The following is a 23,606-nucleotide window of genomic DNA, read 5'->3' on the forward strand; positions in this document are numbered from 1 at the left end:
CCGCCCGGCCGCGGATCAGGCCGGGTGCGGCTGGCGGAGGTGGGTGGTGAACCAGGCCCCCGCCTGGTCGGCCACCTGCTCCAGGGTGCCCGGCTCCTCGAAGAGGTGAGTGGCCCCGGGCACGATCCGCAGCTCGGCGACCTCGCCCAGCTCCGACCGGGCCTGCTCGTTGAGCACGATCACCTGCTCGTCGAGCCCGCCCACGAGCAGCAGCGTCGGTGCGCGCACCGCCGACAGCGAGCTGCCGGCCAGGTCCGGCCGGCCGCCGCGCGAGACCACCGCACCGACCTGCTCGGGCCGGGCGGCCGCGGCGACCAGGGCGGCGGCCGCGCCGGTGCTGGCCCCGAAGAGCCCGATCGGCAGCCGGCCCAGGGTCGGCTCGGCGGCCATCCAGTCCACGATCGCGGCCAGCCGCTCGGCGAGCATCCCGATGTCGAAGCGCAGCTCGGCGGTGACCGCGTCCCGCTCGTCCTCCTCGGGGGTGAGCAGGTCGACCAGCACGGTGCCCAGCGCCCGCCCGTTGAACTCGTGCGCCACCGCCACGTTGCGCGGGCTGTGCCGCGAACTGCCGCTCCCGTGCGCGAACAACACCACCCCCACGGCCCCCGACGGCACGATCACGTCCGCGACCAACCCGCCGTCCACGACCGGCACGCTCACCTCACGCGTGTCCCCCATAACCCCACACCTCCCGCCCGCTCATACCCACCGGCGCGCTGATCATGAAGTTGGCGGGCCGGAAAGCGTCGGCGGGCTTCGGGGATGGCCGCGAGGGTTTGCCTTGACGTCGGCGGCAAGGTTTAGCGTGACGGTGGTCAGGGGGCGAGCAGGCAGGTTGGGGGGCGGGTGGGGTGCGGATCGGAGAGTTGGCCGAGCGGGCCGGGACCAGCACCCGGACCCTGCGCTACTACGAGTCGCAGGGGCTCGTGTGCCCGCGTCGGTCGGCGAACGGCTACCGGGTCTACGACGAGGCGGAGCTGCGCGTCGTGCACGAGATCCGGGCGCTGCTGGCGGTGGGCTTCGGGCTGGACGACATCCGGCCGTTCGTGGCCTGCCTGCGGGCCGGCAACAGCTCCGGCGACGTCTGCCCCGACTCCGTGGCGGTGCTGCGGCGCAAGCTGGCCGAGGTGGACGACTACCTCGACCGGCTCGGTGCGGTCCGTCACCAGTTGCACGACCAGCTCGCCCGCGCGATCGCCCATCGGGAGGAAACATGCCTCAGGACACGCAGCAGGGCCGACTGACCCCGGTCACCGACGAGACCTTCGCGGCCACCGTGCTGGCCGCCGACCGGCCCGTGGTGGTCGACTTCTGGGCGGAGTGGTGCCCGCCCTGCCGCCCGGTCTCCAAGCACCTGGCGGAGCTTGCCGAGGAGTTCGGCGACGCCCTGCGCTTCGTCACCGTCAACTCGGACGAGAACCCCCACAGCACGCGCGCCTACCAGGTGATGTCGATGCCCACGATGCTGGTGTTCCGGGACGGCCAGGTGGTCGGCTCCATCGTCGGCGCCCGGCCGAAGAACCACCTGCGGCTGAGCTTCGCCCGGCACCTCGAGGCGTGAGCCGGCCCGGATCGGGAAGGCGCGGGGTGACCACGGACCCCGACGGATCGCGAGGATCGTGATGGCGAAACAGGACAGGTCCCGGGAACAGGGCCTCACCGACCAGGAACGCCGCAAACAGGAACTGAAGCAGTCGCCGGACTGGGCGGACCGCGCCTCCGTGGCCCGCACCGCCGACGACGCGCGGGCGACGGCTCCGCGTGACGCCGGCGGCCGACCGTCCAACGGCCGCCAGTTCTGAGGTACGCCACGACGAAGCCCCGGCCCGCGCATGCGGGTCGGGGCTTCGCTCAGCTCAGGTTCTCGGGCAGGTGCAGCAGGGGCGCCCGGCCCGGCGGCTGCTCCGGCTGCGGCCCGGACGGGTGCGCCGGCGGCACCGGCACGGTGACCGGCTGGGCACCCGTGATCCGGATCGGCTCACCATGGTGGCGCAGCTCCACGACGGTGTCCGGCCCTCCGCTGCGCAGCGAGTAGGTGGTCTGGTGCGGCCGGACGTCGACCCGCAGCCGCATCCCGCGCCACTGGAGAGCGAACTCCAACCGGCCCAGCCGGCTGGGGAGCCGGGGCGAGAAGGAGAGCGTCCCGTCGTGGTCGCGCAGGCCGCCGAAGCCGGCGACCAGGGCGATCCAGGCCCCGGCGAGCGAGGCCATGTGCACCCCGTCGCGGGTGTTCTCGTTCAGGTCGTGCAGGTCCATGAGCGCGGCCTCGCGCAGATAGCGGTGGGCCAGCTCGGGGTGGCCCACCTCGGCCGCCATCACGGCCTGGGTGCAGGCGCTCAGCGAGGAGTCCCGTACGGTCCGCCGCTCGTAGTAGTTGAAGTTGCGCACCTTCTCCGGGCCGGTGAACGCGTCACCCCGCCAGTGCATGGCGAGCACCAGGTCCGCCTGCTTGACGACCTGCTTCCGGTACAGGTCGAAGTACGGGTAGTGCAGCAGCAGCGGGTACTTCTCCGGCGGGGTGTGCTCGAAGTCCCACTCCTGCAAGCGGGTGAAGCCCTCCACCTGCCCGTGCACTCCGAACTCCGGGTCGTACGGGAGGTGCATGGCGTTCGCGGCGTCCCGCCAGGCGGCCGCCTCCTCCTCGGTGACGCCGAGGTCCTGGGCCTGGTCGCGGTGCCGCATCGCGCAGTCCGCGGCGGTGAGCAGGTTCCGCTGTGCCATGAGGTTGGTGTAGACGTTGTCGTTCTTGACAGCGGTGTACTCGTCCGGGCCGGTCACCCCGTCGATGTGGAACCGGCCGGTGCGGTCGTGGTGGCCGAGCGAGCGCCACAGCCGGGCCGTCTCGACCAGCAGTTCCAGCCCGATCTCCCGTTCCAGCGCGTCGTCGCCGGTGACCAGCACGTAGCGGCGCAGCGCGTCGGCGACGTCGGCGGCGATGTGGAACGCGGCCGTCCCGGCCGGCCAGTACGCCGACGACTCCGGCCCCTCGATGGTCCGCCAGGGGAAGGCGGCCCCGGAGAGATTCAACGTCCGGGCGCGCTCCTGCGCCTGGGCGAGGGTCGAGTAGCGCCAGTGCAGGGCGTCCCGCACCGCTCCGGGCTGCGTGTAGGTGAGCACCGGCAGCACGAACATCTCGGTGTCCCAGAAGGCATGGCCGTCGTACCCCGGGCCGGTGAGGCCCTTGGCGGCGATGGGCCGGCGTTCCGCGCGGGCGCCGGCCTGGAGCACGTGGAAGAGGCCGAACCGGACCGCCTGCTGCACCTCCGGGTCGCCCTCCACCCGCACGTCGGCGGCGTCCCAGAACTCGTCGAGGTATTCCCGCTGCTCCCGGCGCAGCCCGTCCCAGCCGTCCAGGCGGGCCGCGGCCAGCGCCGCACCGACCTGGTCGCGCAGCGCCGGCAGGGACCGCCGGCTGGACCAGCCGTACGTCAGGTACTTGACGACCCGCAGCGTCTGGCCGGGCTTGAGCACGCAGCCGATGGTGGTGCGGACCCAGTCCTCGTAGCCCTCGGACTCGATGGTGGTGCGCTCCGGGGCCTCCACGTCGTGGGCCATGGCGGCGGCGACCCGCAGGCCGCTGACCTTGGTGCGGTGGATGAGCAGGCCGCCGTCGTCGGTGGTCAGCTCCTCCTCGGCCTGCAGCGGCGATTCGAGGACGGCGGCGACGCGGGGATCCTTGCTCTGCGGCGGGAGCGTCTCGTTGGCGACCAGCTCGGACTGGACGATGAGCCGCAGCGGCCCGTCGAGCGCCTCGACCTCGTACTGGATGGCGGCGACCGCCCGCTGGGTGAACGACACCAGCCGGGTGCTGCGGACCTTCACGTCCCGGCCGGCGGGCGAGCGCCAGTGCAGCTCGCGGTGCAGGGTGCCGGCGCGCAGGTCGAGGACCCGCTCGTGGGAGATGAGTTCGCCGTACCGGACGTCGAGCGGCTCGTCGTCGACCAGCAGCCGGAGCAGCTTGCCGTTGGTCACGTTGACGACGGTCTGCCCGGACTCCGGGAAGCCGAAGCCGGCCTCCGCGTAGGGCAGGGGGCGCAGCTCGTAGAAGGAGTTCAGGTAGGTGCCGGGCAGGCCGTGCGGCTCGCCCTCGTCGAGGTTGCCGCGCAGCCCCACGTGGCCGTTGGACAGGGCGAAGACCGACTCGGACTGGGCCAGCACGTCCGTGTCGAGCCGGGTCTCCCGGACGTGCCACGGCTCGACCGGGTACGCCCGCTCCCGGATCACGCGTGCGCCCCGGTCAGCAGCTCCGACAGGTCGGTGACCACCACGTCGGCGCCGTGCGCGCGCAGGTCGTCGGCCTGGCCGACCCGGTCGACACCGACCACGTACCCGAAACCGCCGGCCTTCCCGGCCGCGACGCCGGCCAGCGCGTCCTCGAAGACGGCTGCATTCGCCGGCTCGACCCCGAGCATCTGCGCGCCGGCCAGGAAGGTGTCCGGGTGGGGCTTGCCGCGCAGCCCGCGCTCGCGAGCCACCAGCCCGTCCACCCGGGCCTCCAGCAGCGGGTCCAGCCCCGCGGCGGCGACCACGTCCCGGCAGTTGGCGCTGGCCGAGACCACCGCCCGGCGCAGCCCGGCCCGGGCGGCCGCCTCCAGGTAGCGCACCGAGCCCTCGTAGACCTCGACGCCGTCGGTGTGGATCCGCTTGAGCAGGATGACGTTCTTCCGGTTGCCCACCCCGTTGACGGTCTCCGCCTCGGGCGGGTCGTCCGGCGACCCCTCGGGCAGGGTGATCCCGCGCGAGGCCAGGAAGGAGCGCACGCCGTCGGCCCGCGGCTTCCCGTCCACGTACCGGTTGTAGTCCGGGCCCGGGTCGAACGGGCGGAACGGCTCGCCGGTGGCCACCGCGCGCGCCTTCAGGAACGCGTTGAACGTCTCGGTCCAGGCGGCGTTGTGCACCTTGGCGGTCTGCGTCAGCACGCCGTCCAGATCGAAGAGACAGGCGGTCACCTGCGCGGGTAGACCCAGCATTGCCTGAATCTATCCAGGGCACCGGCCGGGCAAACCCGATTCGGACGTCAGCGGTTCGGGCGGAGTGTCCAGATCACCGTGAGCCCAGAGGTCACGGTGCCGTCCTCGGTGCCGATCTCCACCTCGACCGGGAACTCCGGCCGCTGGCCGGCGTCCAGCTCGGCGACGACCTCGGCCGGGGTACGCCCCAGCCGCGCCGTCGCCAGCACCGGCCCGAGGGCGACCTTCTGGTAGCGGATGGTGGCGGTCACGGCCAGCGGTACGGCCCGGTCGAGCACCTGCCCGAACGCGGCGAGCACCACCGCGCCGGAGGCGGTCTCCCCGAGGGTGAACATGGCGCCCGCGTGCGGGCCGCCGACGTGGTTGTGGTGCTCCGGGACATCGGGGAGCCGGACCACGGCGCGGACCCCGCCCGCGGCCTCGGGGGCCACCTCGACGAATTCGATACCGAGCGTGCGGGCGAACGGCACGGCCTCCAGCAAACCGGCCGCAACCTGGCGAGAGTCGATGGACATGCCCAGACGCTACTCGGCAGTAACTTTCCCGGCAAGGGCCGCCTCGGTCTGCAGCAGCCCCGGAACCACCAGCGGTTGGAAGCTGCGCAGCGCGGTCGCCTCCTGCTCGTTGGTCACCCACTCGCCGCCGAGCCACTCCCGCGTTCCCCGTTCACCGGTCAGCCGCTCCACTCGACCGATGAGGTCACTGTGCGTGCACGGCCCCCGGTCTCACCCTGAGTAATGCCTCCGGCCGACCCTGGGAAAGCCCTTCCGCCGCCTTTGCTCTGCAGCCATCCATGCATCACACGCTTGAGCTGCTGCTTCTCTCCGGCGCCCCGACGCTCCCCTGGGTCATCGCGGTCACTCAGCGCAAGTGCTGCGTCCGTGGCTGCAGAGCAAAGGCGCGGACGAGGTCCTCCCCGGGTGGGGCGGCGCGTCACGTAGCGTGACCCGCGGCGGATGAACGACGTCTCGTGCAGCACGCGGTCGCCGGCCGGCGCCACGGCGGGAAATCCCACGGGCGAAGCCCGTCAGCGCCAGCCGACGTCGATCCGGTCGCCGCGCTCGTCGAAGAAGTGCAGGGCGTCCATCCGCACCTGGACGGTGAGCGGGTGGCCCGCCGACACCGCCGGGTACGGCGCCAGCCGCACGGCCAGCTCCGCGGGACGCCGGTGGTGCCGGCCCGGGTCGGGCAGCACGCTGGTCCGGTTCCCGCTGCCGCTCGGCGCCGCGGAGACCGGTGCGTCCGCCGAGCGCCCCGCGATCCGCTGCATGACCTGACCGAACCGGCGCAGGCCGCGCTGGCCGGGGGCGCTGCTCTCCCCCCGGCTGCCCATCTCGTCCACCACGATGGCCGTGGCGCCGATGTCGAGGAAGGCCAGCGACTCGTGGCCGTGGTGCTCCAGATAGCGGATCCGGCCGTGGAGCACGTCGCCGGCGGTGTCCGGGGTGACCGGGGTGAGCGCCTCCGCCCGCATGCCGACCACGATCCGCTCCCCGTGGTAGTGCGCCACGGCCCGACTGCGGATGTCGTCCCAGGGCAGGTAGAGCGCCTGCTCGCCGAGGTTCAACGTCACGTACCGGTCGAGGTGGACGTAGACCGACGCCTCCAGCAGGTTCATCCGCGGGCTGCCGAGGAACGCGGCGACGTAGAGGGTGGCCGGGCGCCCGTACACCTGGGTGGGTGTGCCCACGTCCTGGAGCACGCCCTTGCGCATGATGGCGACCCGGTCGGCCATGGTCAGCGCCTCGGCCTGGTCGTGCGTGACGTAGATGGTGGTGACGCCCAGCTCGCGGGTCAGGCCGGAGATCTCGGCGCGCAGCTCGGCGCGGAGGCCGCTGTCCAGGTTGGAGAGGGGCTCGTCCATGAGGAACAGGCCGGGCCGGCGCACTATGGCCCGCCCCATGGCCACCCGCTGCCGCTGGCCGCCGGAGAGCTGGCTGGGCTTGCGCGCGAGCACGTCGCCGATGCCCAGGGCGCTCGCCACGTCCTGGATCCGCTCGCCACGCGGCCCGGGCTCGATGCCGGAGAGCCGCAGCGGGAAGCCGATGTTGTCACCGACGGTCATGTGCGGGTAGAGCGCGAAGTCCTGGAAGACCATGGCGATCTTCCGCTCCCGGGGCGGCAGGTCGTTGGCCACCTCGCCGCCCAGCATCACCGCGCCCGAGGTGGGATCCTCAAGCCCGGCGACCATTCGCAGCACGGTGGACTTGCCGCAGCCCGAAGGGCCGAGCAGCACCATGAACTCGCCGTCGTTGACGTCCAGATTGATGGTGTCCACCGCGACTGTCCCGTCCTGGAACACCTTGGTGACATCCTTGAGCGCGACGGTGGTCACCGTCTGCCTCCCCAGCTCTCGGCCGAACCCGGGAATGACTGTGACCAGGATCATGGCCTCCGCACATCGGGTAAACGTGCCATGTTCAGCTCGTGAAAGAACCATTAATGAGATTGGCGGTCTTCCATCGGTAAAGCGACCGCTCAGTAATGACTTTTCAGGCCGGTTCGTCCAGAAAGACCCGGCGGACCACCCGCTCGGCGGCGTGCCCGTCGTCCAGCGCGCAGAACCGGGCCCGGAACCGCTGCCGGGCCTGCTCGGCCGCCGTTCCGCGTACCGCGCCGCTGCGGAACAGGTCGAGCAGCCCGGGAAAGTCGACAGCCACCGCGCCGGGCGGCTCGGCGAGCAGGTCGAAGTAGACACCCCGGGAGACGCGGTACGCGTCCCAGTCCGGCGCGTAGACCACGATCGGCCGGTCCAGCACGCCGTAGTCGAACATCGCGGAGGAATAGTCGGTGACCAGCACGTCCGCGGCGAGGTAGAGGTCCTCCACCCGGTCGTACCCGCTCACGTCCAGCACCGCGCCGTCGGACACGCCGCGCAACTGCCGCTCCCGGTCGTGGAAGTAGTGGCTGCGCATCAGCAGCCGGCCCGACGGGCCGAGCACGTCACGCAGCCGGTCCGGGTCGAACGGCGGCCGCCAGCCGGGCAGGTGCTCCCGGTGGGTCGGCGCGTAGAGCACCACGTACTCGTCCGGGCCGATGCCCAGCCCCGCGCGGGCCTGGCGGCACTCCTCGTCGGTGGCCAGGGCCAGCCGGTCGTTGCGCGGGTAGCCGACCTCCAGGGTGGTGTAGTCGGCCGGATACGCCCGCTCCCACATCTGGGTCGAGAAGCTGTTCGAGCTGACGCTGTAGTCCCAGCGGTCCACCCGGCGCAGCAGGTTCGCGAAGTTCATCCCCATCGCCCCGACCGGATAGCGCTGCTGGTCCAGCCCCATCACCTTGACCGGGGTGCCGTGGTGGGTCTGGACGTGCACGGCGCCGGGCCGCTTGCGGACGAAGTCCGGGAAGTTGACGTTGTTGACCAGCCAGCGGGCGCGGGCCAGCACCCGGTAGTAGTCCGGGGTGCCGGCCACCACGTACTCCACGCCGGGCGGCAGCCCGGCCACCCGGTCCCGGCGGACGATCCAGACGCCGCGCACCTGCGGGGCGAGCCGGCGGGCGGCCGTGTAGATGGCGGCCGGGTTGCAGGAGTAACCCCGGTACCAGTAGGCGGCGTAGACGGCGAGCGTCGGGTCGAGCGGCCGGTGCAGTTCGGCCCGGTAGTACTCACGCAGCGCCGCGTCCCGGGCCCTGCGGGCGTTGCGCCGGGCCACCGGCAGCACCCGCCGCTTGGCCCGCCGGGCCGAGCGCCGGGCCCGCTCCCCGGCCTGATGGGCGGCCCGGAGGGCGGTGAACACCCGCCACCGCCCGGTTGCCACGAGCCGGTGCTTCACCCCCTCCAGGCCGGGCGGGACCGGGTAGCCCTCGGGCGGCAGGAAGCGCACGTAATCCGCGTGGATCTGGGCGAAGAACGGCGGCCGCAGCTCGGGGGCGATCCGCTGGCCGTTTCCCAGCACGGTCAGGTAGTGCCAGATCATCCGCTCGAAGACGGCCGGGCGCAGCCCGTCCACCACGGCCGGACCCCACTGGTCCATGAGCCGGAACACCCGGTGCCACTGGGCGAAGACCTCGAAGTGCCGGTCGCCGCGGGTGCGGGTGATCGCCCCGGTGCGGCGCTGCCGGTAGTTGAGGCAGACCCGGTTCAGCACGCCGATCCGCTCGGCGGCCAGCAGCACGGGATAGCTGAACGAGACGTCCTCGTACCAGCCGGGCGCGAAGCGCAGCCCCTGCCCGACCAGGAAGTCCCGGCGGACCAGGCGATTCCAGGCGGTGTGCAGCAGCCGCAGGGTCTCCGGCCGCTCCCGCAGCCGGAAGGTCGCCTCGCCGGGCGGCTCCGGGAACACGTCCCGCATGGCACTGCGGGTGCCGACGTTGTTCCAGTGCGCCCGGACGTGGTCCACGATCAGGACGTCGGGGCGGGTGGCGCGGAGCCGGTCGGCCACGTGCGGCAGGCAGCCGGGGACCAGCCAGTCGTCGCCGTCCACGAACCAGACGTACTCGCCGGTGGCCCGGTCCAGCCCGATGTTGCGGGCCGGACCGAGCCCGACGTTCTCGGCGAGCCGGACCGGGTGGACCCGGGGGTCGCGTTCGGCGTACTCGACCAGGATCTCGCCGCTGTCGTCCGGGGAGGCGTCGTCGATCCCGATCACCTCGACGTCGTCGAACGGCTGGTCGAGGATCGAGTCGAGACACTCCCGGAGGTAACCCTGCACCTTGAAGGCCGGTACGACGAAGCTGATCAGGGTCATCCCGGCCGGCCCTCCGTCAGCCCGGCGAGCGGTCACCCCCACGGGCGCGGGCCGGCAGGACCACCCAGGCGAGGACCACGCTCGCGACAAAAACCACGAGAAGGTACGCACCGAGTGTAGCTAGAGCGATGCTCGCAATTCCGGCGATTGAGCCGATGGTCAGCAGCGCCGAACGCCCCTCCCAGCCCACCGTGGCGGCGTGCAGCGGCGGGGCGGCCTGCCGCTTCTCCAGCCGGGCCGTCAGGTCGTAGTGGTGCAGGGTCAGCACGAAGACGTACCCGAAGATGAGCCACGGCGACACCCGCCCGGCCACCCCGACGGCGATCGCGAAGAGATACTCCCCGGCCCGCAACGCCGCCGGGACCAGCCAGTCCAGCGGCCCGTCGTGCGCGGCCCGCGCGCCGTGCGCCCCGCCCAGCAGGACGACGAACGCGAACGCCACCGCCCAGCCGGGCAGGTCGTCCCCGGCGCGGACGGCGAGCAACGCCCACAGCAGCAGGCCCGTCGCACCGAGCGCGCCGAGCACCGCCAGCACCAGCGGCTGCCGCACCGCCGGCAGCCGCCCGGGCGCCGGTAGCGTCCGGGCCAGCGGCCCGTCGTCGCGGTGCAGGCCGGTGTCGACGCTGCTCATGACCGGCACCCGCATCCACCGCGCCCGCAGGGTGCGCAGGCCCCCGGTGTACGCGAACGCCAGCACCCCCCACACCAGCACGGCGCAGAGCGCCACGAGCGGCCCGAACAGCGCGGCGGCCACCGCCATGAGCGCCCACCGCTCGCCGATCGGGAAGACCACCGTCCGCTTCAGCCAGTAGGACACCGAGCCGGTGTCCGCCTGCACCTTCGTCGAGGCGGCGTTCAGCTTCCCGCCGATGCCGCCCGTGTCAGCCGTCGCCGCACGGGGGCGGCGGGCCGCCTCGTCGTGCAGCACGCCGTACCAGGTGTCGGTCATGTGCCGCACGGTCTGGAGGGTCATGGCGGCGATCGCCAGCGCCCAGCCGTAGCGGAAGCCGGCATGCGTGGCCCCGTAACCGAGACCCGCGTAGACCACGTACTCCTTGGCCCGGTCGGCCATCGTGTCGAGCCAGCCGCCCCAGGCGCTGAAGTGCCGGGTGTAGCGGGCCAGCTGGCCGTCCACGCAGTCGAGCACGAAGCCCAGGTAGAGCAGGACCGCGCCGGCCACCAGCGCGGGCCGACCGCCGGCGCCGAAGAGCACCGCCGCGGCCACCGCGAAGGCCACCGAGATCATGGTGACCGCGGTCGGGCCCAGCCCGATCCGGGCGGCCGCCTTCACCACGTACGGGGACCAGGTGCTCACGAAGAACGTGGTGAAGAAGTCGTCGCGCTCCTTCACCGACAGCCGCAGCTCGGCCCGGTCCTCGTCGACCGCCGCCACGGCGGCCTGCGCCGCCGCCAGTTCCGCCGGGTCGCCGACCCGGTGCGCCACGAGCAGGCGTACCCGGTGGGCGAAGGTCAGCGTGCCGCAGCCGGCCAGCTCGGCGAAGAGACGGTCGACGCCGCCCCCGGCCGCGCTCCGGGCCGCGGCGGCGAGGGCCGGCAGGTCGGCCGGACCGACCCGCAGCGCGCCGCCGAACACGCCGGTCGCGCCCGCCGGGTCGTCCACCGCCACCACCTGGCCGCGCTCCTCGCGGACCGTCGCCTGCCCGGCGGCCGGCGGATCGGTGAGCACCAGGGCCACCGTCGGCCCGACCGGGCTGGTGGCCAGATGCTTGAGTACGGCCGTGTGCGCCACCAGGTCGGCCCCGCTGACCAGCACCGGCCCGGTGGCGGCGGCCACCAGGTCGGCCAGCTCGGACAGGTCGGCGGCCACCCGCACCTCGTCCGCCCCGGCCCGGCGCCACTGCCCGGCGAGCCGGTCGGCCAGGCGCTCCCCGGCCTCGGTGGTCAGGCCCGCCGCCGGCCCGGCGGCGAGCACGATCGCGAGCGTCACCGCTGCGTCGCGCTGGCGTACGCCTGCAGCGCCTCGTCGATCGTCCCGTCGACGGTCAACCGCCCGGCGTCGAGGTAGAGCCCCCGACGGCAGAACCGGGTGAGGTCCTTGTCGTTGTGTGACACCAGCACCAGCGTGCGCCCTTCCGCGAGAAGTCGCTCGATGGTCGCATAGCACTTCGCGCGGAACTCCGCGTCCCCGACCGCGGTCACCTCGTCCACCAGCAGCACGGGGTGCGGCAGGTGGGCGATCACCGCGAAGCCCAGCCGCACCTTCATCCCCGACGAGTAGTGCCGGACCGAGGTGTCGATGGCACGTTCCACCTGCTCACCGGCGAACGAGACGATCTCGTCGAAGTGCCGCCGGAGGTACGCCGACGACAGCCCGTGCAGCCCGCCCACCAGGTAGAGGTTCTCCCGGCCGGTCAGGTCGCCGGAGAAACCGGCGGAGAGTTCCAGCAGCGGTGCGACCCGGCCGTGCACCCGGATCGCGCCCTCGTCGGGGATCAGCACCCCGGCGATCAGCCGCAGCAGCGTGCTCTTGCCGGTGCCGTTGCGCCCCACCACGCCGACCGTCTCGCCCGGCTCGATCCGGAACGAGACGTCCCGCAGGGGCCAGAACCGGCCGGCGTCCGGGTCGCGGGAGCCCCGGTGGATGAGCAGTTCCCGCAGCCGGAGCTGGCGGCGGCGGTTGCGGACGAACCGGATGCCGAGCCCGTCCGCCTCGATGATCGCCGCCATTCACAGTTCCTTGAGCACGGCCGGTTCGAGGCGGCGGAACGACCACCAGCCGACCGCGAACACCAGCAGGCTGCCCGCCACGGTGACGGTGAGCAGCCGGGCGTCGGGGAACTCGTCCGGGTACCAGATCGCGTGGTGCAGCTGGAAGATCCCGACCAGCGGGTTCAGCTCGTACGCGATCTTCAGCCAGGCCGGCATGCCCGAGTCCCGCACCAGGTTCAGCGGATAGATGATCGGGGTGGCGTAGAAGAGCACCCGGATGATCAGCCGCATGAAGCGCTCGATGTCGCGCATCAGCACGTTGCCCGCCGACAGCAGCAGCGCCAGCCCCACCAGCAGGACGAACTGCACCGCCACGGCCAGCGGCAGCGCGAGCAGGTTCCAGCCGGGGTGGATCCGGCCGTGCGCGGCGTAGAGGATCGCGATGGCGGCCAGGATGGGCAGGCCGGCGAGGTACTCGGCGAACCGGCCGGTGACCCGGCCGATCGGGAAGACCTGCCGGGGCAGGTTCATGGTGGTGATGAGCCGGGACTGCCCGGTCAGCGCGTTGGTCGCCTCGGTGAGCGCCGAGCTGGCCCACATCCAGGCGAAGATCCCGGTGATCAGGAACAGCGGGTACGACCCGGCCGCGTCGCCCAGGTGCCGCCGGGTCGCGCCGGAGTAGAGCACGCCGAAGACGAACCAGTAGATCAGGCCCATGCCGAGCGGCTCGATGAGCGACCAGAGGTAGCCCAGCACGGACTGCTGGTATTTCACCGCGAGATCGCGCCGGACCAGGATGCGCAGCGAGGTGCGGGCGGACCAGAGCGCGGCGACGCCGGACGTCACCGTCCCATCCTCGCCCCGGGTGTCCCGGCCCGGCGCACGGACGCGCCGGGTCACCCCTTCGGGTTCAGCACTCGATCACGTTGACGGCGAGGCCGCCCCGCGCCGTCTCCTTGTACTTGATCTTCATGTCGGCGCCGGTCTCCCGCATGGTCTTGATGACCTTGTCCAGCGACACGGCGTGCACCCCGTCGCCACGCAGCGCCAGCCGCGCCGCCGTGATGGCCTTGATGCTGGCCACCGCGTTGCGCTCGATGCAGGGGATCTGCACCAGGCCGCCGACCGGGTCGCAGGTGAGGCCGAGGTTGTGCTCCATGCCGATCTCGGCCGCGTTCTCCACCTGCTCGGGGGTGCCGCCCAGCGCCTCGGCCAGCCCGGCCGCCGCCATCGAGCAGGCCGAGCCGACCTCGCCCTGGCAGCCCACCTCGGCACCGGAGATCGAGGCGTTCTCCTTGAACAGCACCCCGATGGCGCCCGCCGCCAGGAGGAAGCGGATCACGCCCTCCTCGGAGGCGCCCGGCACGAACCGGGTGTAGTAGTGCAGCACGGCCGGGATGATCCCGGCGGCGCCGTTGGTCGGCGCCGTGACGACCCGCCCGCCGGCCGCGTTCTCCTCGTTGACCGCGAGCGCGAAGAGGGTGACCCAGTCCATGGCGTGCAGCGGGTCGGTGGCGTCGCCCTCCGCCGCCAGGCTGCGGCGCAGCTCGGCCGCCCGGCGGCGCACCTTCAGCCCGCCCGGCAGGACGCCGTCGCGGGCGCAGCCGCTCTCGACGCACTCCTGCATGACTCGCCAGATCTCCAGCAGCCCGGCCCGGACGTCCGCCTCGCTGCGCCAGGACAGCTCGTTGGCGAGCATCACCTCGCTGATCGACAGGCCGGTCTCCGTGGTCACCGCCAGCAGTTCCGCGCCGGTGAGGAAGGGGTGGCGGACCCGGGTGCTGTCCGGCTTGATCCGGTCCGCCCCGGCGGCCGCCTCGTCGACCACGAACCCGCCGCCGACCGAGTAGTAGGTGCGCGCGCGGACCTGCTCCCCCGTGGCGTCGAAGGCCGCGAAGGTCATCCCGTTCGGGTGGTACGGCAGGGAGCGGCGGCGGTGCAGCACCAGGTCCCGGTCCGGGTCGAAGTCGATCTCCTGGCTGCCCAGCAGGCTGAGCCGCCGCTCGGCGCGGATCCGCTCCACCCGCGGCCCGACCGTGTCGGTGTCGACCGTCTCCGGGGCCTCGCCCTCCAGCCCGAGCAGCACGGCGCGGTCGCTGCCGTGGCCGTGGCCGGTGGCGCCCAGCGAGCCGAACAGCTCGGCCTGCACGCGCACGACGTCGGCGAGCTGGCCGTCGGCCTTGAGCCCGGCCACGAACGTCCGCGCGGCCCGCATCGGCCCCACGGTGTGCGAGCTGGACGGCCCGATACCGACGCTGAAGAGATCGAAAACACTGATCATGGCTGCACTTTCCTCGCCGTCGTCCCCGTCGTGCGGGTCCGGCCCGGTGTGTGCCGCTCCCCGGTTCCGGGAGGCGGCGGGCGGCACCCGGGGTGTGGGCGCCCGACCGGCGAGCCTACCCTCCGCGCCTGCCGTCAACCCACCGTCACCGGCTGGCCGGCCGGTGAATCGGTCATGGACCGCCGGGGTAAAGCACCTACGGGTTCCCGGGTCGCCGATCCTCCTCGGGGCCGAGGGCGGGACGTGCACCCGTTCCTACCGTGGAATCAGCGCGGCGGATCGCCGCAGAAGTGGGAGTTCGACGATGAGTCGCAAACTGGTCCGGCCCCGCCAGGGGCGCGTGTTCGCCGGCGTCTGCGCCGGCCTGGCCCAGCGGTTCGGCATGTCCGCCGGCCTGGTCCGGCTGCTGTTCCTGCTGTCGCTGCTGTTGCCCGGCACCCAGGTGATCGTCTATCTGATCCTCTGGGTCCTCATGCCGAACGAGGATCGCTACCTCGCCACCATCCGCCACTGACCCGCCCGGCCGGGCCGGCGGACCGCTACTTCGCCGGCCCGGTCACGGTGGTCGCGGCGACCGTGCCGGCGGAGTTGGCCCCCTCCACGGTGACCGCGTCGCCGGCCTTCAGGTCCTTCAGCGCCCCGTCCCTGGCGAGCTTGATCGCGGTGTCACCGCTGGTCCGTACGGTCACCACGGTGCCGTCCGCGGTCTCCACGTAGAGGGTCGTGCCGTCGACGAGCTTCACCGTGCCGGTGGTGGTGCTCGCGCCGCCGGCGCCCGAGTTGCCGGTGTTCGGCGCGGCACCGCCCGGCGCCCCGGTCGGCATGCCGGCGGCCGCCGGTCCGCCCGGAAAGCCGAAGCCGCCCGCTCCCCGCTGCCCACGGCTGGCCGCGGTGGCCGGCCCGGCAGTCGATTCACCGTACGACTTCTGCACCTGGACACCGCCGAGGAAGCCGCCGGTCACGAGTACCAACGCCCCGAGGTAGAGAGTTCCCCGGTTCCACCAGCGCCGGCCCGCCGCCGCGGCCAGGTCGCCCGCGAGCCCGTCGCCGCTGCCGGATCCGTCGGCCGGCGGTGTCAGATCAGGGCCCGGCCCGTCGGCGCCGCGGTGAACTCCCCGCCCCTGACGGCCCCACTTCACTGCTCTGGTCATGGTCACTTCCCCGAAGTCACTCGTAGCGGAGCGCGTCGATCGGCCGGAGGCCGGCGGCGCGGCTGGCCGGGACACTGCCGAAGAACAGCCCGATCGCGACCGAGACGCCGAGTGCCAGCGCGATCGAACTCGGCACGATCACCGGCTTGACGCCGACGACGGTGAACCGGCTGCCGATCAGCGCCGCCGCCACGCCCAGGCCACCACCGGTCAGGCTGAGCATCGTCGCCTCGGCCAGGAACTGGGTGAGGATCACCCGGCGGGGTGCGCCCAGGGCCTTGCGAATGCCGATCTCCCGGGTCCGCTCGGTCACCGTGACCAGCATGATGTTCGTGATGCCGATCCCGCCGACCAGCAGGCTGATCCCCGCCACGGCGCCGAGCAGGACGGTGAAGGTGTCCGCCGTCTCGGACTGCGTCTCCAGCAGCTGGGACGCGTTCTGGATCCGGTAGGGGCTCGAATTCGGGTTCGAGCCGTTCCCGGAGCCGGTGGTGGAGACCTTGAGTCGCTGGTCGAGGATCGTGGCGATCTGCGCCTGGGCCTCGTCCACCCGGTCCGAGCCGGCGGCCTCGACGACGACGGAGCTGACCGGGCCGTACCCCGTCAACGTCTGCTGCACAGCGGTCAACGGCGCGATGGCGACGTCGTTGGCGTCCTGGAAGCCGGACGACGAACTCTTCTCCTCGAGTACGCCGACCACGGTGAACAGCGAGCCGCCGACGGTCACCTCCGCGCCGACCGGCTCGACACCGGGGAAGAGTTCCTCGGCGACGGTCCGCCCGATCACCAGCACCCGCCGGCCCTGCGCGACGTCCTCCTCGGTGAACGCCGTACCGGTGCCGACCGGCGTGTTCGACGCACCGAAGTACGTCGGGTAGGTGCCGACGAACTGCTGCACCGAGTGGTCGGCACCCTGGTACGTGATGGTGGCCGAGGCGCTGACCACCGGCGACACCGACCGCACGTCCGGGGCCAGGACGGGATCCCGGAGCGCCTCGGCGGTCTCCACGGTGATCGCCGTGCTGCTGGCACCGCCGCGCGACGTGCTCTGCACCGTGAGCGTGTTGGTGCCCAGAGCGGCGATCCGGTCGGTGATCTGCTTGGCCGAGCCGTTGCCGACCGCGACCAGCAGGATCACCGCGCCGACGCCGATGAGGATGCCGAGCGTGGTCAGCGCCGAGCGCAGCTTGTTGGCGGTCACCCCGCGGACGGCGAACCGCAGGATCTCGAACAGATTCACGGGATTCGCTCCATCGTGGCGGTCGGCTGGTCGAGCATCCGATCCGCACCGCCAGCCCCGGCCGGACCGTCCTGGCGAACGTCGGCGGAGATCTGCCCGTCGAAGAGCTTGATCAGCCGCCGCGCCCGGCTGCCCACCTCGGGCTCATGGGTGATCAGCACGATCGTCCGGCCGGCGGCGTTCAGCTCGTCGAAGATCGTCAGCATGTCCGCCGTCGAGCGGCTGTCCAGGTTGCCCGTGGGCTCGTCGGCGAGCACCAGCGCCGGCTCGGTGACCAGCGCCCGAGCTACCGCGACGCGCTGCTGCTGGCCGCCGGAGAGCTGGTTGGGCTCGTGGCCGGCCCGGCCGGCCAGGCCCACCATGTCCAGCGCGGCGAGCGCCCGGCGGCGGCGTTCGGCCGCCGGCACCCCGGCGTACGCCAGCGGCAGCTCGACGTTGGCCAGCGCGCTGGTCCTCGGGATCAGGTTGAACGCCTGGAAGACGAAGCCGATCAGCCGGTTACGGACCAGCGCGAGCTGACGGTCGTTGAGCCGGCTGACGTCCACCCCGTCCAGCAGGTACCGGCCGGAAGTCGGCACGTCCAGACAGCCGACGATGTTCATCAGGGTCGACTTGCCGGATCCGGACGAGCCCATGATCGCCACGTAGTCGCCGCGTTCGACGACCAGGTTCACGCCACGCAGCGCGTGGACGGCCGCCTCGCCCTCGCCGTACACCTTCGTCAGTTCGCGGACGTCGAGCACCGGCGGGTGGCCGGACCCGGTCGACCGGTCATCCGCACCGTTCCCCAGTGGCCCGATCATCGGCCCGCCCTGCCGCCGTTGATGCCGCCGCCGGTGAATCCGCCGCCACCCGGGAACCCGCCGCCCGGCGGGCCACCGCCGGGGAAACCGTTGTTGCCGTTGGTGCTGGTCGAGGAGGTCTTCAGGACGACCTGCTCCCCGACCTCCAGGCCGGACGTGATCTCCACGGCCTGGTCGCCCGTCAGCCCGACCTCGACGGTCCGGGTCACCTGTCGGCCGTTCTGCAGCACGGTCACGGTGTGCCGGTTGCCGACGGTCGTCAGTGCGGCCGAGTTGACGTAGACGACGTCGTCCACCTGGCCGACCGTGGCCGACACCTCGACCGTCTGCCCGGCACGTACGCCGTCCGGCAGCCGGTCCAGGCTGAACACCACACCGTAGGTCACCACGTTGTTCGAGGTGCTCGCGTTCGGGTCGATCGAGGTCAGCTTGCCGGTGGCGGTCGCACCCGCCAACGCGTTCCAGGTGACGGTCGCCGCCTGGCCGACCTTCAACTTCGTCGCGTCCGCCTCGGCGACAGAGGCGGAGACCTCCAACCTGTTCAGGTCGGCAAGTTCGATGAAGCCGCCGGACGAGCCGCTCGACGACGAGGTGGAGCTGCTGTTGGTGGATCCGCTCGGCGCGCTGCCCCCGGAACTCCCGTTGCTGCTGCCGCTGGACCCGCCGCCGGAGGAACCGCCGACGCTGCCGTTGACCGCCACGACCGTACCGGCCATCGGTGCCTTGAGGACGCTGCCGTCAACCGCCTCCTGCGCCTCTTCGACCGCCAGCTCGGCGCTGGTCACCTGCGCCTCGGCGTCCGTCGTGTCGCTGTCGGCGTCGGTGGCCCGGTCGAGCGCCGCCTCGGCGGCGTCCAGATTCGCCTCGGCGGCCGTGAGCTGCCGCTTTGCCGAGGACGGATCCACCCGGGCCAGTACCGCACCCTTCTTGACCACGTCACCGACCTTGACCCGGATCTCGCTGACCGTGCCGGCGGTGGCGAACTCGGCGCTGGCCGTGACGGCGCTGCGCACGGTGCCGGAGGCGGAGACGGTGGAGGTCACCCTGCCCTGCGCGACGGCGACGGTCCGGGTGCCGGCGCTGCCCGCGGCGGCGCTGGACTCCGGCTTGACGAAGATGGTGTAGGCCCAGGTTCCGCCGGCGGCGATCGCCACCCCGAGTACGGCGTTGACGAGCACCGCGGGGCGGCGCACGGAGGGCAGACGTCGCACAGGCATGGCGCTCAGCCTGGACCGCCGGGCTCGGAGCGAACCCGGGGTTAGCTCGGAGCAGGCTGGGAACCGTGACCGCCGGCCCGGTCCCGGGCCGGCGCGGGACCGGCCGCGCCGACCGGCAGCAGGACCCGGAAGGTGGCGCCCCGACCCACGCCGGTGACCAGGCCGACCCGGCCGCCGTGGCTCTCCACGATCGCCGCCACGATGGCCAGGCCGAGCCCGGATCCGACCCCCCGGCCGCGGGTACGGCTGGCGTCGACCCGGTAGAGCCGCTCGAAGACGCGGCCGGCGTGCTCCGCCGGGATGCCCGGACCGGTGTCGGCGACCTCCAGCACCGCCAACCCGGCTGCGTCCAGTCGACCCACCCGGACGGTTATCTCCGCCTCGGGTGGGGTGTGCTGCAGCGCGTTGGCCACCAGGTTGGTGGCCACCTGGCGGAGCCGGTGTTCGTCGCCGTGCACGGTCACCGGCTCGAACCCGCCGTCCTCGGGGCCGCCGTCTGCGTGTCCACTCTCCCCGGCACGCATGGTGGCCAGCCGGACCGGCCGGTCGGGCACCCGGGCATGCGCGTCCCGGACGGTGTCGGCGGCGATCGCGAGCAGGTCGACCGGCGCACGCCGCTGCGGGCGGTGCAGATCCAGCCGGGCGAGCAGCAGCAGATCTTCGACGAGCACACCCATCCGGGCGGCCTCCGCCTCGATCCGGCTCATCGACTCGTCCAGCAGGGGGCCGGGCGGCGCACCACCCCGGCGGTACAGCTCGGCGAAGCCGCGGATCGAGGTGAGCGGCGTACGCAGCTCGTGGGAGGCGTCCGCGACGAACTGCCGCAGTCGCTGCTCGGAGGCGCTACGCGCGGCCATCTCGGCACCGATCCGGTCGAGCATGACGTTCAACGCGATGCCGAGCCGGCCGGGCTCGGTGTGCGGGTCCGTGTCCTCGACCCGGCGGGACAGGTCACCCGCGGTGATCTCCGCCGAGATCGATTCCATCCGCGTCAACGGTCGCAGCCCGATGCGCACCACCGAGGCCGCGACGAGGACGAGCACCAGGACCACGAGCAGCATCACCGCGCCGTCGATGAGCAGCAACCCGTCGGCTGTCGCCTCGACGTCGCGCAGGGACTGCCCGGCGACGGCCAGCCCGCCGTCTCCGGTGGGTACGACGATCACTCGCCAGTCGCTCCCGCCGTCCTCCGCGTCGACTGTGAACGGCCGCCGGTCGACGGCTCGCGCCAGCAGCTCGGCATGGCCGGGCAACTCCGGCGGCGAGAGATCCTCGGCGGAGAGCAGGCCAGGCAGCGCGGTGCCGTCCGCGCGGTAGATCAGCACCGCCTGTCCCGGGCCGCCGCCCGGGGGCCGTCCGGGTCGGGCGAAGCCCTGTCCCAGGTCGGGCGGGATCCCGTTCTGGTAGATCCGGGCCATGCGCGCCAACTGTTCGTCGACCCGGTCGGTGAGATAGGACCGGAGCAGCACCAGACCCGCGGTGTTCGCCACGATCAGGGCCACTGCGGCGAGTGTCGCGATCACCACCACCAACCGGGACCGCAGCGTCCAGTGACCCCACCGGCGCGGGAGTGGCAGCCGCCGCACCATGGCGGCAGCCGCCGGGCCCGGCGCCCGGCTCACTCGTCCGTCGTCCGCGGCAGGCGCAGCGTGTAGCCCACCCCGCGCAGCGTGTGGATCAGGGGCGGGTCCCACCTGTCGATCTTCTTGCGCAGGTAGTAGACGTACGACTCGACGATCCGGCCGTCGCCGCCGAAGTCGTAGCCCCACACCCGGTCCATGATCTGTGCCTTGCTGACCACCCGGCCGGCGTTGAGGAGCAGGAAGCGCAGCAGCTTGAACTCGGTGGGGGACAGCTCGATCAGCCGGCCGTCACGGCGCACCTCGTGGGCGTCATCGTCGAGTTCCAGGTCGGCGTAGCCCAGCACACCGCTGTCCGGATCGACCCGGCTCCGCCGGAGGATGGCCCGGATGCGCAGCACCACCTCCTCCAGACTGAACGGCTTCGTGACGTAGTCGTCCGCGCCGGCGGTGAGTCCCGAGATCCGGTCTTCGACCGCGTCCCGCGCGGTCAGGAAGAGCACCGGTACCTGCCGGCCGTTGGCCGTGGCCCGCAGCCGCTGCGCCACGGCGAAGCCGTCGAGGTCCGGCATCATCACGTCGAGGACCACGAGATCCGGCTCGAACTCGGCGACGCTGGTCAGCGCCTCCCGCCCGCCGTTCGCCACCCGTACGTCAAAGTCGATCAGCCGCAGTGTGGCCGACAACAGGGCGGATATGTTCGGCTCGTCGTCCACCACGAGCACCCTGGCCGGCCGCCGGGCCTGCTCCCCTGCCAGTTGGCGCACCGCTCTCCTCCTCGCCTCGGATCCCGGAGAATCTCTATCGGCGTCGGCTGAGAGCCACCTATGAATTACCCCTGCTCCCGCTGAGGCTCGGTGGGCGGTCGGCGCGTCGGTGCCGGCGGTCACCCGTTGACGACCACCTGATCACCCTCCGCGAGACCGGCGGTGATCTCCGTGTACTGGTCACCGCGTACGCCGACGGTGACCTGCCGGGACTCGGTGCCGACAGCCGTTCGGAGCAACACCGTGCCGGCGTCGCCGGTGATCGCCCCCACCGCCGTGACGGGCACCCGGAGCACACCGGACACCGACTGGATCTTGACGCGGACGTTCGCGCTCTGCCCGACCAGGGTCCCCGTCGGCACGTCGACGAAGTCGAGAAGGGCGCCGTACCGGACCATCTGCCCGTCCGTCGTACCGACCGGGTCCACCTGGGAGACCGTGGCCGCGAACTCCTCGCCCGGGCGGTCGGCGAGGGTGACCGTCGCCGCGAGACCGACCGCGAGCCGCCCGGCGTCCGCCTCGGGAAACTTCGCCGACACCGCCATGCCGGCGACATCGCCCAGGGTGATGAAGGTGCCGCCGTCGCTGACCCTGCCGCCCACCGCGCCCGCGACCGACAGCACCTTGCCGGCCAGCGGCGCCGTGATCGTGGTACCGGCCAGTGCCTCCTCCGCCTCCGCCACGGCCAGCCGAGCGCTGGTCAGCTGCTGCTGCGCCCGCAGCACCGGGTCGGTGCCGGTGGCGCCCGACTGCCCGGCGCCCGACTGCCCGCCACGGCTCGGGCAGGTCGCCCCGCTGTCGCCGCCAGGCGCCGACGGGCCGGAGCGGCCCGGCTGTCCGGCCGGGTCACGGGTGGGGGTCGGGCCGGCCGGGCTGGGCTTCGCGGTGGGCGTCGGCGACACCGTGGGCCTCGGGGACTGCGTGGGCGTGGCGGACGAGGCAGGCGTGGGGGACGCCGGGACCGTTGTGGGCGCCACCGCCAGCACCACCGCCGCCCCGCCGCCGCTGGCGGCAACGGGGCAGGTGTCGACGGACTGGTCGTCCTGGCTGGCCTCGGCGGTGTCGAGTGCCGCTTCCGCCTTGTCCAGCGCCTGCTGGGCGGAATCCACCCGGTCCCGGGCATCGGTGGCGTCGATCAGTGCCAACACCTGGCCGGCCTGCACCTCGTCACCCGCGCGGACCCTGACCTCGCTGACCGTGCCGGCCGTGCCGAAGCTGAGGCTCCGGGTCTGCGCCGGTTGCAGCGCACCCGTCGTCGCCACGGCCAGCGTGACGTCCCCCCGGTCCACGCGAACGGTCGTCGGCGCTTCGGGCGACCGCGACTCCCCCGTCAACGCGTACGCCGTGGTCGACGCGAGCACTCCGACCACCACGACCAGGCCACCGGCGGTCCACCGCGCCCGCCGGTCACGTCCCAGCCGCCGCAACGCACTCAGACCGATCCCCATGGCGAGGAGTCTGCGGGCAGCGCCTCGCAGTTCCCTCGGCCAAACCTCGGAGTTGCCTCAGAGGCAGCGGGCCGGAACGGCGCCGCGCGGCGAATTCCGAGGCAGCTACCAGCTTCGTCCGACGTGGCCCGGAGGTGGCCCGGGTTGCCTGGATCGACGCCGCGGAAGCCGGACGGACCCGGGGCGCCACACAGAGGAGGTTTCGGTGCTGAACCGGCGAGCGCGATGGGGCCTGGCCCTGGCGACGGGATGTGCCGCGTTGTTCGTGACAGCGGCGTGTGGTGGATCGGACGACGGCGCGGCGGGCGACGGCACGCCGGGGGCCGGTGATCCGGCCGGCGGCTTCGCCGCGTACGCGAGTTGCCTCAAGGAACAGGGCATCGACCTCCCCGACAATCTGCCGACCGGTCGGCCGTCCGGCCAGCCCCGGCCCGACGGTTCGGGGCGGCCCTTCCCGTCCGGCACGCCGTCGCCCGGCTTCTCCGGCCGACCGGGCGGTGGGCGCGGTGGACCCGGCGGGGGCATGGACCGGTTCCGCCCGGACGGGGTCGACGACGCGGCCTGGCAGAAGGCGCAGGATGCCTGCCGTTCCGCGCTGCCCACCGGCGGGCCGGGCGGGAACCGCGGGCCCGGGCAGAACGGCGGGCAGGGCACGAACACGGCGTACGCCAACTGTCTCGCCGACCGGGGCGTACAGCTGACCGCCGGCCAGAACACGTCCGACGCGAAGGTCGCCGAGGCCCTGACGGCGTGCAAGGCGCTCAGCCCCGCCCCGTCCCCCGCGGCGAGCTGAC

At 72.8% G+C, this 23,606-nt stretch carries 22 protein-coding genes and 1 pseudogene; 5 read left to right on the top strand and 18 right to left on the bottom strand.

The annotated features are described in order from the left end of the window. Positions 1–15: 15 nt before the first annotated feature. Positions 16–678 carry a dienelactone hydrolase family protein gene (locus tag GA0070214_RS08235; RefSeq protein WP_091260959.1) on the bottom strand — a complete coding sequence of 221 codons (663 nt, stop codon included), beginning with the start codon at positions 676–678 and terminating at the stop codon, positions 16–18. A gap of 173 nt (positions 679–851) precedes the next feature. Between GA0070214_RS08235 and GA0070214_RS08240 the strand changes: the two genes are divergently transcribed. From GA0070214_RS08240 to GA0070214_RS08250, 3 genes are all read left to right on the top strand, one after another. Beyond that, positions 852–1,244, top strand: coding sequence for a MerR family transcriptional regulator (locus GA0070214_RS08240; protein ID WP_091260961.1), 393 nt, complete (start codon positions 852–854; stop codon positions 1,242–1,244). Next, positions 1,214–1,561: a thioredoxin gene (gene trxA / locus GA0070214_RS08245; protein WP_091260963.1), complete on the top strand. Its 348-nt coding sequence runs from the start codon at positions 1,214–1,216 to the stop codon at positions 1,559–1,561. Before GA0070214_RS08240 ends, trxA begins: the two co-directional genes overlap by 31 nt. 61 nt (positions 1,562–1,622) lie before the next feature. After that, positions 1,623–1,802, top strand: coding sequence for a hypothetical protein (locus GA0070214_RS08250; protein WP_091260965.1), 180 nt, complete (start codon positions 1,623–1,625; stop codon positions 1,800–1,802). Positions 1,803–1,851: 49 nt separating this feature from the next. On the opposite strand, the gene GA0070214_RS08255 is transcribed toward GA0070214_RS08250, so the two are convergent. The 10 genes and pseudogenes from GA0070214_RS08255 to GA0070214_RS08295 form a co-directional block, all read right to left on the bottom strand. Further along, entirely contained in the window at positions 1,852–4,224 is a 2,373-nt protein-coding gene (locus GA0070214_RS08255; RefSeq protein WP_091260967.1) for a glycoside hydrolase family 65 protein, read from the bottom strand. After that, positions 4,221–4,970 (bottom strand): beta-phosphoglucomutase family hydrolase, encoded by a 750-nt coding sequence (locus GA0070214_RS08260; protein WP_091260969.1) that lies wholly within the window; start codon positions 4,968–4,970, stop codon positions 4,221–4,223. The genes GA0070214_RS08255 and GA0070214_RS08260 overlap by 4 nt, the downstream gene beginning before the upstream one ends. A gap of 47 nt (positions 4,971–5,017) precedes the next feature. Beyond that, a complete protein-coding gene (locus tag GA0070214_RS08265; protein ID WP_091260971.1) occupies positions 5,018–5,485 on the bottom strand; it encodes a DUF4442 domain-containing protein in 468 nt (155 codons plus the stop codon). A gap of 39 nt (positions 5,486–5,524) precedes the next feature. Then, positions 5,525–5,605, bottom strand: a pseudogene (locus GA0070214_RS31365) (Scr1 family TA system antitoxin-like transcriptional regulator); the annotation flags it as partial. A 392-nt stretch (positions 5,606–5,997) separates the two neighbouring features. Further along, on the bottom strand, positions 5,998–7,305 hold the full coding sequence (locus tag GA0070214_RS08270) for an ABC transporter ATP-binding protein (RefSeq protein ID WP_091260973.1): 1,308 nt from the start codon (positions 7,303–7,305) through the stop codon (positions 5,998–6,000). Positions 7,306–7,462: 157 nt separating this feature from the next. Then, positions 7,463–9,655, bottom strand: a complete 2,193-nt coding sequence (locus tag GA0070214_RS08275) for a bifunctional glycosyltransferase/CDP-glycerol:glycerophosphate glycerophosphotransferase (RefSeq protein ID WP_091260975.1) — start codon at positions 9,653–9,655, stop codon at positions 7,463–7,465. A gap of 16 nt (positions 9,656–9,671) precedes the next feature. Then, entirely contained in the window at positions 9,672–11,603 is a 1,932-nt protein-coding gene (locus GA0070214_RS08280; protein ID WP_091260977.1) for a DUF5941 domain-containing protein, read from the bottom strand. Continuing rightward, a complete protein-coding gene (locus tag GA0070214_RS08285) occupies positions 11,600–12,343 on the bottom strand; it encodes an ABC transporter ATP-binding protein (RefSeq protein ID WP_091260978.1) in 744 nt (247 codons plus the stop codon). Before GA0070214_RS08285 ends, GA0070214_RS08280 begins: the two co-directional genes overlap by 4 nt. After that, positions 12,344–13,171: an ABC transporter permease gene (locus tag GA0070214_RS08290; protein WP_091260980.1), complete on the bottom strand. Its 828-nt coding sequence runs from the start codon at positions 13,169–13,171 to the stop codon at positions 12,344–12,346. A gap of 64 nt (positions 13,172–13,235) precedes the next feature. Continuing rightward, positions 13,236–14,606, bottom strand: coding sequence for an L-serine ammonia-lyase (locus GA0070214_RS08295; RefSeq protein WP_091260982.1), 1,371 nt, complete (start codon positions 14,604–14,606; stop codon positions 13,236–13,238). 304 nt (positions 14,607–14,910) lie between these two features. Between GA0070214_RS08295 and GA0070214_RS08300 the strand changes: the two genes are divergently transcribed. Next, on the top strand, positions 14,911–15,120 hold the full coding sequence (locus GA0070214_RS08300; RefSeq protein WP_091260984.1) for a PspC domain-containing protein: 210 nt from the start codon (positions 14,911–14,913) through the stop codon (positions 15,118–15,120). Positions 15,121–15,145: 25 nt separating this feature from the next. Here GA0070214_RS08300 and GA0070214_RS08305 read toward each other — a convergent pair whose 3' ends face one another. The 7 genes from GA0070214_RS08305 to GA0070214_RS08335 form a co-directional block, all read right to left on the bottom strand. Then, on the bottom strand, positions 15,146–15,757 hold the full coding sequence (locus GA0070214_RS08305) for a hypothetical protein (protein WP_244167598.1): 612 nt from the start codon (positions 15,755–15,757) through the stop codon (positions 15,146–15,148). A gap of 16 nt (positions 15,758–15,773) precedes the next feature. After that, a complete protein-coding gene (locus GA0070214_RS08310; protein ID WP_091260986.1) occupies positions 15,774–16,997 on the bottom strand; it encodes an ABC transporter permease in 1,224 nt (407 codons plus the stop codon). Then, positions 16,994–17,800 (bottom strand): ABC transporter ATP-binding protein, encoded by an 807-nt coding sequence (locus tag GA0070214_RS08315; protein ID WP_091260988.1) that lies wholly within the window; start codon positions 17,798–17,800, stop codon positions 16,994–16,996. The genes GA0070214_RS08310 and GA0070214_RS08315 overlap by 4 nt, the downstream gene beginning before the upstream one ends. Next, positions 17,797–19,017 (bottom strand): efflux RND transporter periplasmic adaptor subunit, encoded by a 1,221-nt coding sequence (locus GA0070214_RS08320; protein ID WP_091260990.1) that lies wholly within the window; start codon positions 19,015–19,017, stop codon positions 17,797–17,799. The genes GA0070214_RS08315 and GA0070214_RS08320 overlap by 4 nt, the downstream gene beginning before the upstream one ends. A gap of 41 nt (positions 19,018–19,058) precedes the next feature. Continuing rightward, entirely contained in the window at positions 19,059–20,639 is a 1,581-nt protein-coding gene (locus GA0070214_RS08325) for a sensor histidine kinase (RefSeq protein WP_377462774.1), read from the bottom strand. Beyond that, entirely contained in the window at positions 20,636–21,355 is a 720-nt protein-coding gene (locus GA0070214_RS08330; RefSeq protein WP_091261480.1) for a response regulator transcription factor, read from the bottom strand. Before GA0070214_RS08330 ends, GA0070214_RS08325 begins: the two co-directional genes overlap by 4 nt. A 128-nt stretch (positions 21,356–21,483) precedes the next feature. Continuing rightward, complete coding sequence (locus GA0070214_RS08335) at positions 21,484–22,812, bottom strand: efflux RND transporter periplasmic adaptor subunit (RefSeq protein WP_091260993.1); 1,329 nt, start codon at positions 22,810–22,812, stop codon at positions 21,484–21,486. A gap of 205 nt (positions 22,813–23,017) precedes the next feature. On the opposite strand from GA0070214_RS08335, the gene GA0070214_RS08340 reads away from it, so the two are divergent. Then, positions 23,018–23,605, top strand: a complete 588-nt coding sequence (locus tag GA0070214_RS08340; RefSeq protein WP_091260995.1) for a hypothetical protein — start codon at positions 23,018–23,020, stop codon at positions 23,603–23,605. Position 23,606: the final 1 nt, after the last annotated feature.

It is taken from the genome of Micromonospora chaiyaphumensis (assembly GCF_900091435.1).
GTDB classification, from domain to species: domain Bacteria; phylum Actinomycetota; class Actinomycetes; order Mycobacteriales; family Micromonosporaceae; genus Micromonospora; species Micromonospora chaiyaphumensis.

Coding starts and splice junctions, on each gene's coding strand:
- GA0070214_RS08235 (WP_091260959.1), bottom strand. CDS start 678: ATGGGGGACACGCGTGAGGTGAGCGTGCCGGTCGTGGACGGCGGGTTG.
- trxA (WP_091260963.1), top strand. CDS start 1,214: ATGCCTCAGGACACGCAGCAGGGCCGACTGACCCCGGTCACCGACGAG.
- GA0070214_RS08250 (WP_091260965.1), top strand. CDS start 1,623: ATGGCGAAACAGGACAGGTCCCGGGAACAGGGCCTCACCGACCAGGAA.
- GA0070214_RS08260 (WP_091260969.1), bottom strand. CDS start 4,970: ATGCTGGGTCTACCCGCGCAGGTGACCGCCTGTCTCTTCGATCTGGAC.
- GA0070214_RS08265 (WP_091260971.1), bottom strand. CDS start 5,485: ATGTCCATCGACTCTCGCCAGGTTGCGGCCGGTTTGCTGGAGGCCGTG.
- GA0070214_RS08275 (WP_091260975.1), bottom strand. CDS start 9,655: ATGACCCTGATCAGCTTCGTCGTACCGGCCTTCAAGGTGCAGGGTTAC.
- GA0070214_RS08285 (WP_091260978.1), bottom strand. CDS start 12,343: ATGGCGGCGATCATCGAGGCGGACGGGCTCGGCATCCGGTTCGTCCGC.
- GA0070214_RS08295 (WP_091260982.1), bottom strand. CDS start 14,606: ATGATCAGTGTTTTCGATCTCTTCAGCGTCGGTATCGGGCCGTCCAGC.
- GA0070214_RS08300 (WP_091260984.1), top strand. CDS start 14,911: ATGAGTCGCAAACTGGTCCGGCCCCGCCAGGGGCGCGTGTTCGCCGGC.
- GA0070214_RS08305 (WP_244167598.1), bottom strand. CDS start 15,757: ATGACCAGAGCAGTGAAGTGGGGCCGTCAGGGGCGGGGAGTTCACCGC.
- GA0070214_RS08315 (WP_091260988.1), bottom strand. CDS start 17,800: ATGATCGGGCCACTGGGGAACGGTGCGGATGACCGGTCGACCGGGTCC.
- GA0070214_RS08320 (WP_091260990.1), bottom strand. CDS start 19,017: ATGCCTGTGCGACGTCTGCCCTCCGTGCGCCGCCCCGCGGTGCTCGTC.
- GA0070214_RS08335 (WP_091260993.1), bottom strand. CDS start 22,812: ATGGGGATCGGTCTGAGTGCGTTGCGGCGGCTGGGACGTGACCGGCGG.